The sequence below is a fragment of the Tenuifilum sp. 4138str genome, assembly GCF_041102575.1.
GTDB lineage: Bacteria > Bacteroidota > Bacteroidia > Bacteroidales > Tenuifilaceae > Tenuifilum > Tenuifilum osseticum.
The window spans coordinates 107,009-119,008 of record NZ_JBGCUE010000001.1 but is presented as its reverse complement, the minus strand read 5'-3'; the positions used below and the strand labels follow the sequence as shown (position 1 = coordinate 119,008).

Genomic DNA, 12,000 nt, shown 5'->3' with positions numbered 1-12,000 from the left:
GAATGCTCGGAATACTCCGAATATGAGGAAGTTAGAGGAAGTTTGAGTTAGTTAAAAGTGAAAAGTGAAAAGTGAAAAAGGTTAACGTATAACTTTAAGTGGGAATGGTTCGGAATGAGTTGGAATACTGGGAATGAGTTGGAATAGACACTCTTTTACTTACAACCAACAACTTTCAACCAACAACCCAATTAGTTTCACAGAGTTACAGGGAGTTTAACACAGTGTTACAGAGTGAAAATCCATCAAATCTGCGGAATCAGTGTTCAATTTCCAAACACTAAACACAAAACACTAAATACTAAAAACATCAACCATCAACTATCAACCACTACTGTAAACTGAACACTGCACACTATACACTAAAGCCTTAGCGGAGTATCTTCCTCACAAAGGCCACAGTAAAGTAAGCCATCAGAAATACCCCCATAAAACCCTCGGTGCCGGCAACAAACCTTGCTATTCCTGAAGGTGCAAAATCGCCATAGCCAATGGTGAAAAAGGTAACCACGCTAAAGTAGAAACCTCGGGCAATTACCCCCAACTGTTCGCCACTGGCCGATGTTGCAATAATATGCCCCCAACCCAAACCCATTATAGCGATATATGCCAGGCTGTATATTACGTAAACCACCAAAATGCTGAAAATTACTCGCTGGGGCGAGGTGGCAAAAAGACCCATATAATCGAAAAGCAGTTTCTTTGCCCAGTAAATTATCCTATTGATAAAATGCCTCAGCTTGCCCTGGTTATTTGAGCTCAAGAGCAATGCTCTCATATGGCATCGTTTAAACTCAACATAGGCAGCATCCTCCTCGTCGTACTTGCCAAGGGCATTAAAGTTTTCCTTTAGAATTCGGAATTGTTCAGCCTTCTCAGCTATTGTAGTACATCCCTGAGAGTAAATCAATCCACGAACGCCATTGGCGACCCAATCGATATAGATTTGACCCAGTAATCGTACACCCGTCAGGTTTAAGCTATTGATTCTGGGTGGATCACCATGGGTATAAAATTCAACTATATCGCGAATGGTGCAGCCTGCTAAGCTAATTTCGTCACTCTGCTTTACATGCAGGTTAACCGTAGAATTGAACTGACAATCGGAAAAAATTAGCCTACCAATCTGTGCCTCGGAAAAGCTAATGTTTTGGCTAAACAACGAGCGCTCAAAAACGATTTCGGATTTAGCCCCCTGGTATAAATCGAAAAAAAGGGTAACGTTTCCAAATGCAGCTCGTTTGAAAGCGAGCTTACCCTTTGGCGTTTCGGCACCCTCAAAGTTCAACTCCCCCTCACGAAAGGAGGCACGGTTAAACGAGGTTCGACCAGCACGGAATTCGGCAGCACGAAAATCGACTCGCCCACTACCAAAGTCAACACGCTCAAACGATACACCACCTCCTCCAAACCGGGAATAGTGAAAATCGACCTTACCCATGCCGAACCGGCACACCCTAAAATCGACATCGGAATTATTGAACCCAGCATTAATGAACGATACATCGCCATCGCCAAAATCAACATTAGTGAAAATGGCCTCGCCACTACCAAATGAGGTGTCCTGAAAATCCTTAACACCCACATCGAATATTGTATTTTTAAACGACACCTGCTCCCCTTTAAACCTGATCTGGGTAAAATTGCTCTTGGCCGCTTTTATATAACAATTGGTTAAACGGAAAGAGCCTAACAGATTCGATAGGTGTAAATCAAAAAGTTCAGTAACCACGTACGATTCATCAATAACGAATTCTTTTTCGCTTATGGATAATGACAAATCGATGCTTACTGGCGAATCGAAAAAACTGTTGCAGGCTGTAAACTGAGCAATAGGCAAAGGTTGTGCTTTGTCAATTTGGAGGTATCGCTTGCAGGCAACTGTGGAGAATCCCTGGATGTAACAGTAATCGAGATTAACGGGTTCCATTTTCCCGATACGCTCATAAACATCGGCCATTTCAGGGATGCCCAAGCTTAATGTTGTTATTAAAACACCCTTACTATTGAACAGCTCAATTTTTGCGGTTTGCTTAGTGGTAAAGCCATCGGAACGAACAAAAGGCCTCTGAAGAATTTCAACCCTATATGAATCAAACGAGTACGCCATTCAATGAAATTTTCAATAAAATTAGGATAAATCTTTTGAAAATAAAAAGGGAGTTTAGAAAGGTAGAGAGAAAATTAGTGTGCAGTATACAGAGGTGGTTAGTATTTTGTGTTTGGTGTTTGGTGTTTGGTGTTTTTGCTATCAACCATCAACCATCAACTGTCAACTCCGCTTGTCATCCTGAGCGGCCTGTCCCGCCCTAGCGGGGAGCGAAGGATCTCTATTAATCTATCATTTTGAGATGTTTCGGCGTATTCTATTATTTCGATTGGTCAAAGGCAGTAAAGTGTTGTTTGAGAAATCAACCCTAACATTTACTATTTCCCGAAGAGGATAAATTAAGTAGGGTTTTACAAACCCTTAAATTCATTAGGCGGACAGCAGTGTAACTTTATCCGGAAAATAGTACAATTGAAACAAGAGATTTGATTTTAAAACAATTCGACCAAGGTGCTTTATGCGTTCCAACTAAACATAGTACTCATAGCTAATAGCGTTAGTCCACTTTACAATATCTTCGGAATTATCGGTAGGCGACTGGCAGGTATTTCCTATGCAGAGCAGGTACATGTTGGGTATATCGGTTGATTGCAGGAACTTTAGCTTAGGGTAAACCAATTTTGAGGCTATCAACATTTTGGTAGCATTCAAATCATCGCCATTTACCTTGATTTCAGCAACTGGCAGAATGGTACTCAAAAGCTGTAATGCCCAAGTATGAACAAAAACATTGCCCTGTTTGATATGGTTCCCAACGTTAGCAATCATTTGCAATGCAATTGTGCCATACTCACTGCTAGTATCGTGTTCGGCAAGTGCAAGCAGGTTACTTACCATTACAGCCGATGCCGAAGGCATAACACCGTCCATCAGTTCCATTTTACGGGTAATAAGCTCTGTGCCGACAGGAGTGTAATAAAACATTCCTGAATTGATGTCGAAGAAAATTTCTTTAGTTTTTTGAGCCAGGTTAACAGCATAATCGTGCCATACTGTACTCTTGGTGATTTGGTAAAGATTTATCAACGCATTGATAGTATAGGCGTAATCGTCGAGCAATGCAGTACCATAAACCCTCCCTTTGCATGTAATCCGGCTAAGTGTCCAGTCATCATTAACATGGTTATCAATCAGATAATTTGCGGATAACAAGGCAAACTGAAGGTATTTATCGTAACCAAAGGTAAGATATGCAGTGGAAAGAGCCGAAACCATCAAGCTATTCCACGAGGTGATAATTTTATCATCGACAAGGGGAGGGACACGGAAATCCCTATGGTTCTTGAGTTTTATAAGGCTAGTTTTAAGCCTGTAATCAATCTCCCCCTCGGGTAGTCCAAAAAGGCTCGAGAGCTGGGCATTGGTAAGGGAGCGGAATAAAATATTGGTGCTTTCCCAGTTACCGGTTGGAGTAATACCGTAAGCCACACAGAAAAGCTCTGAGTCATATCCCAATATCTGCTCAACCTCGCTTTTCCCCCAGGTGTAATAACCACCTTCAAGACCAGCCGTATCGGCATCGAGTGCGCTGAAAAAACCACCAGTTGACGATAGAAGTTGACGCTCAATAAAGGTAATAGTCTCCTCAACCACTCTCCTATACAAAGGATTTGGGTTGAGCCTATAGGCCAGGGAGTAAACCTCAATTAGCTGGGCATTATCGTAGAGCATCTTTTCAAAGTGGGGAACAAACCACTTTTCATCAACCGAGTAGCGGAAAAATCCACCGCCAACGTGGTCGTATATGCCGCCGTTGGCCATTCGCTCAAGGGTAGTATCGACAAAAGCAAGTAAGTCCTTACGCTGGGAGTGTTGTCCGGTTATCAGCAGGTATTTCAGCAAACCCGGCATGGGAAATTTGGGTGCACCCAGCGTGCCACCCAACTTAAAGTCGAGCTGATTTCGGCAGGAATTGAGGTTTTCAGCTAAAACGACATTAAGGTTAACATTACTGACATCAGCTTTAACCCTGATAATCTCAGTGTTTGCAATCCCCTCGGCCAGTTCATCGGCAACCTCGTAAATGCGCTGAGGCTCGTTTTTCCATGTTTCATCGAGGCTCTCAAGTATGCTAAGCCAGTTCTCCTTTGGGAAATAGGTACCTCCGTAAACCGGTCGGCCATCGGGCAAGGCAAAACAGTTTAAGGGCCAACCACCACGACGGGTAATAATCTGCACGGCATTCATGTAAATCTGATCGACATCGGGGCGTTCCTCACGGTCAACCTTAACGCAAACGTATCGCTCGTTCATGGTTTTAGCCACCTTTTCGTCCGAGAACGATTCGTGCTCCATTACATGGCACCAATGACAGCTGCTGTAACCAATGCTTATGAGCAAAAGTTTATTTTCTGCTTTAGCTTTCGCAAAAGCCTCCTCGCCCCACGGAAACCAGTCTACAGGGTTATATGCATGCTGTAAAAGGTATGGACTAACCTCACGAACTAATCGGTTTGGCCGGGCATCTTTCCAGGTATCCATCAAATTTGGTATCTAATTTGATACACTAACAAAACAGGTTGTATTTTTGTTGAAATATAGGGCTATCAATATTGGCTCATTTCAAAAATGCTATCTTTGCTTGTTGCTTCCATGAAAATTGAATGAACTATGAAAAAGTTTTTCCTGATTACACTCACATTGAGCTTAATGGTTTTTGCAAGTGCATTTGCACAAAAAAACGGATACAGGATTGAAGTTAAGATTGATGGATTAACCCAGGGTGATTTACTGCTAGGCTACCACTTTGGCGATAAAAAGTATGTGAAAGATACCGCCACAGTAAATAGCAAAGGAGTTGCCGTGTTTGAAGGCGACACCCTTTTGCCTGGTGGTATATACCTTGTTATATTGCCAGAGAAAAACTACTTTGAGGTGCTTGTTGATAAGAACCAGAAATTTTCAGTTGCCACATCGAAGGATAACTTACTCGAAAACCTCAAGTTCACCAACTCTAGTGAAAACGAAGGGTTTATTAAGTACCAGCGTTTCATGATTGACATGCAGAAGCAGAGCAAGGAGCTCTCGGAACAGCTGAAGGAATCGCTTTCCGATTCTCTTAAGGCCAATGCCATCCGCGATAAAATGAACGAGCTTAACAACAAGGTTTTAGCTTACTGGGACGAGGTGGAAACCAACTACAAGGGCACCCTGCTTGCAGCAATTATAAAAGCCATGCGGAATGTTGAAGCACCCAAGCACAATATAGCCAAGGATACTCCAAAGTACGATTCGCTGGTTTGGGCGCATAACTACAACTATAACCGGTACCATTTCTTTGATAATATCGATTTTTCCGATGCTCGCCTACTGCGAACCCCCATACTGGAGAGTAAAATAAATGTGTATTTCGATAGGGTTCTACTCCCCATGCCCGATAGCATTATCCCAGCAGCAATTGAACTAATTGAGAAGGCAAAGGCCAACAAGGAGATGTTCCAGTACATCCTATCTACCCTAACCAATAAATTTCAAACCTCGGAACGAATGGGAATGGATGGTGTATTTGTGGCAGTGGCTGAAAAGTACTACCTGGGAGGCCAAACCTGGTGGGCCGACCAGAAACTGCTCGATAAGATTGCCGAACGTGTAAAAGCCATAAAGCCCAATATTATTGGCAATGTAGCCCCTGATCTTTGGCTGCCAAACCCCAATGGGAAATACTACCGCTTAAGCGATATTAATGCCAAGGTTACTGTTGCTTACTTCTGGGATCCAGAATGTAGCCACTGTAAAAAGGTTACCCCTGAGCTGAAAAAGGTTTACGAGAAATATAAGGGTAAAGGGTTTGAGGTGTTTGCCGTTTACACCCAGGGCGACCAGCCCAAATGGATGGAATACATTAAAACCAACGAATTAACCTGGATAAATGTTTGGGATCCTACGTTCAGCTCAAACTTCCGCAACCTGTACGATATATATGCCACGCCTGTAATTTACGTTTTGGACAAAAACAAAAAGATTTTGGCTAAGCGAATAAGCGTGGAAACGCTCGAAAAAATCTTAGAGGAAGAGCTGAAATAGCTGTTCTTTAAGGGGTAAGTACTAGCAAGGGAAGTAAAGGGATAAGGCTAGTTGATGGTTGATTAGTGATTGGTTTTTGGTGTTTAGTGTTTAGTGTTTAGTGTTTGGGAATGGAACGCTGATTACACAGATTTGAAGGATTTACGCGATTTAACACTGTGCTAAACCCTGTGTAACTCTGTGATGCTAATTGAGTTGATAGTTGACGGTTGATGGTTGATGGTAAATGCAAAAGACCTATAACCTCACTCAGTGAAACACTGTGCCACACCGTGTAACACTGTGGTAATATGTTGATATTCTTATTTTTGATTCATCGTTAATCCCCTACGGGGATACCGCTATTATTTCATAAACCCTACAATACCTCATCGCCTACGGCGAAAAAACTTATCCCCTGCGGGTAAACTCTCTCTACAATACCATATCGCCTACGGCGAAAAAAATTATCGCCTATGGCAAAATCATGCACCAAATGCTTTGCCCGTAGGGCATAGGGTTTTGTAAAAAAACAACGGAATTAAATATCCTTACCCCGTAGGGGTTACGCATTTGGGGTTTATCCACTACGGGGAAGAGAAAAACGGTGGGGCGTTGGGTTTGCTACAATACCATATCGCCTACGGCGAAAAAATTATCCCATGCGGGGAATAATAAAATTATAGATTTTTCAATTATATCTCCCTATCCGCTGCGCGGAAACCTACAATACCATATCGCCTACGGCGAAGATTTTCGCTTACAGGGAGTGCTCAAACCGCAATCTCAACTATCAACTATCAACTATCAACCATCAACTATCAACTGTCAACTATCTTCAAACACTAATAGCCACTAGTTTTCCAGAAGCCTGATACACCGCACAACTTCCGGTATTGATATATATCAACCCTAAAAACTCCAAAATCCGCACCGTGTGTAACATATGTTACAATTCGCGGAGTGGGGTTGGCCTACTTTTGTCTCAGAAAAACTAATCAACCCAATTTGATAACAATTAAAAATAAATAGATATGAAGCGCGACATTATTACAATTGACAGGGGCAAGTGCAACGGTTGCGGACTATGTGTTAGTGGTTGCCACGAGGGAGCCCTACAGCTTATTGATGGCAAAGCTGTACTGATCAGCGAGCTGATGTGCGATGGACTTGGAGCCTGCATAGGCGAATGCCCCGAGGGTGCCATTACCATTGAGCACCGCGAGGCTGAGCCTTACGACGAGGTACACACCATTAGCAAGATGGTGGCAAACGGTAAGAATACCGTTATTGCTCACCTAAAGCACCTAAAGGATTATAACGAAAAGGAATATCTGCGCCAGGGTGTTGAGTGGCTGTTGGCCAACCGCGACAAACTCACGTTCAGCGTAGATGAGGTGCTACAAGCAGTGCATAACCACACCAAGGATGCCTGCGGTTGTGGGACAAGCGAGCCCAAGGTTAAGCCTCAACCCATGCATCACCATGGTGGGGGTTGTCCGGGTTCGGCAGTTCGCAGCTTTGCACAAGCCAATGCAGGTGCTGAGGGAATGGTTTCGGGGAAATCGGAGCTAACCCACTGGCCCGTACAGCTACACCTGATTAACCCACACTCGGGTCATTTCCGCGGCTCAAACCTGTTGCTTGCAGCCGACTGTGTGGCGTTCAGCCTTGGCAATTTCCATAGCCAACACCTGAAGGGTAAAACCTTGGCTATTGCCTGCCCAAAGCTCGACTCAAACAAGGAATCGTATGTTGAGAAGATTACTGCGCTAATTGACGATGCACAGGTTGACACTATCACTGTGATGAAAATGGAGGTTCCCTGCTGCGGTGGGCTTGTTCAGCTAGCCCGTATGGCCATGGAACATGCAAAACGCAAGGTACCTATTAAGGTGATAACTGTTGGAATTCAGGGTGAAATTTTAGAGTCAAACTGGGTTTAATCAGCAAATAATCAACAAAATCAATAATTCACTTACTACATTTAACTATTTACTAAAAACAATCAAGCTATGAGTATGTTTTGCTATCAGTGCCAGGAAGCAGCCAAAGGAGTAGGCTGCACAATCAAGGGAGTTTGCGGTAAAAACGACGACCTTGCCAATATGATGGATCTCCTGCTCTTTGTAACCAAGGGGATTTGCGTTTACAGCACAGCGCTCCGCGAGCAAAAGGGTTACGAAAGTCCTATGGTTAACAAGTTTGTTTTTGACAGCTTATTCTCCACCATTACCAATGCCAATTTTGATAAGACAGCCATCACGAAGCGTGTTGAAAAGGCCATAGAAATTCGTAACATGCTGCGCGATGAAGCCCAAAAGAAAGGGGTAAAGGTTGACACCACCTTTGAGGGATGCACATGGGAAGGTAAGCCCGAAGAGTTTGATGCTAAAGCTGCCACCGTGGGAATTCTGAACGAAACCAACGAGGATATCCGTTCCCTTAAGGAACTGATTACCTACGGCGTAAAGGGTATGGCTGCCTATGCCGAGCATGCCTACAACCTTGGCTTTGAGGACACCGCTGTTTATGCATTCATGCAAAAGGCCATGGCCGATATCACAAAGAATTTGAATGCCGATGAGTTGGTTGCGCTCACACTTGAAACCGGGAAGTATGGCGTGCAAACCATGGCGCTGCTCGATAAGGCCAACACCACCAGCTACGGTAACCCTGAAATCACCAAGGTAAACCTTGGCGTTCGTAACAATCCGGGAATCCTAATCAGTGGTCACGACCTTAAGGACATGGAGGAACTCCTTGCCCAAACCGAGGGCACTGGGGTTGATGTTTACACCCATAGCGAGATGCTACCCGCCAACTACTACCCTGCTTTTAAGAAATACAAACACTTTGTGGGTAACTACGGAAGCAGCTGGTGGCACCAGCGCGAGGATTTTGAGTCGTTCAATGGCCCAATCCTATTCACCACTAACTGTATTGTTCCACCACTTGCCAATGCCAGCTATAAGGATAGGATTTACACAACCGGTGCAGCAGGTCTTGAGGGCGCAAAACACATACCCGACAGGGAGAATGGCAAACCAAAGGATTTCAGCGCAATCATTGAACACGCAAAGCGTTGCAAACCTCCTGTTGAGATAGAGAAGGGCGAAATTATAGGCGGATTTGCTCACGAACAGGTGTTTGCCTTGGCCGACAAGGTAGTAGATGCTGTAAAATCGGGAGCTATTCGTAAGTTTATCGTAATGGCCGGATGCGATGGCCGTATGAAGGATCGCAACTACTACACCGAGTTTGCTGAGAAACTACCAAAGGATACAGTTATCCTCACTGCAGGTTGCGCAAAATATCGCTATAACAAATTACCTTTGGGCGATATAGGTGGAATTCCTCGTGTACTTGATGCCGGCCAATGCAACGATTCCTATTCATTGGCAGTTATCGCTCTTAAGCTAAAAGAGGTATTCCAACTTAACGATATCAATGAACTGCCAATTGCCTACAACATTGCATGGTATGAACAAAAGGCTGTAATTGTTCTTCTTGCGCTACTCTACCTGGGAGTAAAGAACATTCACCTAGGCCCAACACTTCCTGCATTCCTCTCTCCCAATGTGGCCAAAGTATTGGTTGAGAACTTTGGAATTGGTGGAATCACTACTGTAGATGAAGACATCAAGCTAATGGTAGGCTAGCCATTTTTCCCAGCCGTATGCACTACGGCTGGGATTTTTCATTTGTGCATAAATTAACTCTAATCCAAATTGCTATGAATTTAATGAATGAATTTCCTAAAGGACATAAGTTCAACTTTATAAATGAGGTTGAATACAGTAATGGCGGCATAGTAAGCAAAAATGTGCTAAAACGCCCAACGGGAAACATCTCGCTTTTTGCATTCGATAAGGGCGAGGGTCTAAGCGAGCACACAGCACCTTTTGATGCCGTTGTTCAGGTTATTGAAGGTAAAGCCACAATAATAATCGGTGGAACACCCCACCAGCTAGTTGCAGGCGAAACAATTATTATGCCTGCAAACATACCTCATGCACTTCAGGCTGAGGAAAGGTTTAAAATGGTTCTTACCATGATAAAGGAATAGTTGACATTAATCAATTCCCTTGCCTTGCGCTTATTATATTCCTAACTTTAAAAGAAAAAACATGAGCGAACTGATAAATAACTCCGAAAACAGGAAGAAAAAGCTCAAAGAGCTCATTCTCCGGTTACATAAAGGCGACTCAGAACAGGAAGTGCGGCAGGAACTAATACAAAGCCTGACTAATATTCCCTATGGCGAGGTAGTTGAGGTTGAGCAGGAATTGATTAGCGAAGGTTTACCGGAACAGGAAGTACTGAAACTTTGCGATGTACACTCAGCAGTGCTGAAGGGGAATATCGATCTTACCACGGTTAAAAAAATTCCCGACGGTCACCCTGTTGATGTGTTCATTAAGGAAAATAAAGAACTCAACCAGCTTTGCCAATCCATTGAGCAATCGCTTATGGAACTTGAGTCAAGTGAAGCAGTTGACATCCCAAAGCTTGTACTCAAGCTTAGGGGACAGTTTAACGCTCTGTTTGATGTAGATAAGCACTATCAGCGAAAGGAATACCTACTTTTCCCCTTTCTTGAAAAGCAGGGAATTACTGGCCCTCCAAAGGTAATGTGGGGAAAACACGATGAAATAAGAGAGCTTATTAAAGGCTCAATTGAACTCCTGCAAACCGAAGGAATATCACGCGACGAACTAATTGCCTCAAGCGAGATTGTGCTTCGCCCTGCCATTAAAGGCGTTATGGAAATGACTACCAAGGAGGAAGAAATTCTTTTCCCCATGGCCTTGGATAAGCTTACTGAAGCTGACTGGTACGAGATTCATAAGCAGCAGCTTGAAATAGGCTTTTGCCTATACGACCCTCCTACAAAATGGAAACCATCATGGGTTGAAGGCAGCGAACTTCAGGAGTTAAACAAAACGGCCGAAAACATTCAACTCCCAACGGGTAGTTTCTCAGTGGAAGAACTTCTGGCAATCCTTAACACCTTACCAGTTGATATCACATTTGTTGACAAAAACGATAAGGTTAAGTATTTCTCGCAAAGCCCCGAAAGAATATTCCAGCGTAACAGGGCTATCCTTAACCGCGATGTAAGATTATGCCATCCCCCAGCCAGCGCACACATTGTTGATAAAATCATTGAGGACTTTAAAAGCGGAAAGGCTTCTAGAGCCCCCTTCTGGATTAATATTGGTGGCAACCTGATACATATCGAGTACTTTGCATTACGAAACGAGAAAGGTGAATACCTTGGTGTTTTGGAGGTTTCGCACAATGTTTCAGTGTATCGCAAACTTGAAGGTGAACAACGTATTCTATCATATTCCAAATAGTTATGGACGAAAACAAACTCATTATAACACCTAAAACCAAGGTTTTGCAGCTAATTGAAGCATACCCGCAGCTCGAGGAGGTGCTTATTGGGTATGTTCCAGCTTTTGAAAAGCTGAAAAATCCTGTTCTAAGGAAAACAGTTGCACGTGTTGCAACACTTCAGCAAGCTGCAGCAATTGGAAATGTTAAGGTAGAGGAACTTATTAATGTCCTCCGGAAAGCTGTAGGACAGGACTTGCTTGAGGGTGCCGATGAGATGGAGTTCACCACCCAGAAACCACAATGGTTCGATTCTAACAAAGTTGCCTCAGAAATAGATGTAAGGGTGATGTTACAGGCTGGCGAGCAACCAGTTAACCAGATAATGGCCGATTTAACCGACCTGAGTTCTGATAAAATCTACAAAGTGGTTGCCCCATTTATTACTGCACCCTTAATAGATAAGGCTTCGAGCTTGGGAATAAAACACTGGGTAGAAAAGATTGACGATGAACACTTTAATATCTATTTCTATAAACCGTAAA

The 12,000-nt window shown here is 43.4% G+C and carries 8 protein-coding genes; 6 read left to right on the top strand and 2 right to left on the bottom strand.

Going from position 1 to position 12,000, the window contains the following annotated elements:
* Nucleotides 1-370 precede the first annotated feature (370 nt).
* The gene (locus AB6811_RS00475) at nt 371-2,110 is read right to left on the bottom strand and encodes a potassium channel family protein (protein ID WP_369488237.1); all 1,740 of its coding nucleotides are present in this window, start codon (nt 2,108-2,110) and stop codon (nt 371-373) included.
* Nucleotides 2,111-2,578: 468 nt separating this feature from the next.
* Complete coding sequence (locus AB6811_RS00470; protein WP_369488236.1) at nt 2,579-4,591, bottom strand: thioredoxin domain-containing protein; 2,013 nt, start codon at nt 4,589-4,591, stop codon at nt 2,579-2,581.
* Nucleotides 4,592-4,720: 129 nt separating this feature from the next.
* Here AB6811_RS00470 and AB6811_RS00465 point away from each other — a divergent pair, with 129 nt between their 5' ends.
* The 6 genes from AB6811_RS00465 (at nt 4,721) to AB6811_RS00440 (ending at nt 11,999) form a co-directional block, all read left to right on the top strand.
* Complete coding sequence (locus AB6811_RS00465; protein WP_369488235.1) at nt 4,721-6,133, top strand: redoxin domain-containing protein; 1,413 nt, start codon at nt 4,721-4,723, stop codon at nt 6,131-6,133.
* Nucleotides 6,134-7,146: 1,013 nt separating this feature from the next.
* Nucleotides 7,147-8,058, top strand: a complete 912-nt coding sequence (locus tag AB6811_RS00460) for an ATP-binding protein (protein ID WP_369488234.1) — start codon at nt 7,147-7,149, stop codon at nt 8,056-8,058.
* A 69-nt stretch (nt 8,059-8,127) separates the two neighbouring features.
* Nucleotides 8,128-9,774 carry a hydroxylamine reductase gene (gene hcp / locus AB6811_RS00455; protein ID WP_369488233.1) on the top strand — a complete coding sequence of 549 codons (1,647 nt, stop codon included), beginning with the start codon at nt 8,128-8,130 and terminating at the stop codon, nt 9,772-9,774.
* A gap of 83 nt (nt 9,775-9,857) precedes the next feature.
* Nucleotides 9,858-10,181: a cupin domain-containing protein gene (locus tag AB6811_RS00450; protein ID WP_369488503.1), complete on the top strand. Its 324-nt coding sequence runs from the start codon at nt 9,858-9,860 to the stop codon at nt 10,179-10,181.
* A gap of 61 nt (nt 10,182-10,242) precedes the next feature.
* The gene (locus AB6811_RS00445) at nt 10,243-11,475 is read left to right on the top strand and encodes a DUF438 domain-containing protein (RefSeq protein WP_369488232.1); all 1,233 of its coding nucleotides are present in this window, start codon (nt 10,243-10,245) and stop codon (nt 11,473-11,475) included.
* Between the two features lie 2 nt (nt 11,476-11,477).
* Nucleotides 11,478-11,999: a DUF1858 domain-containing protein gene (locus AB6811_RS00440; protein ID WP_369488231.1), complete on the top strand. Its 522-nt coding sequence runs from the start codon at nt 11,478-11,480 to the stop codon at nt 11,997-11,999.
* The last annotated feature ends 1 nt before the right edge of the window (nt 12,000 follow it).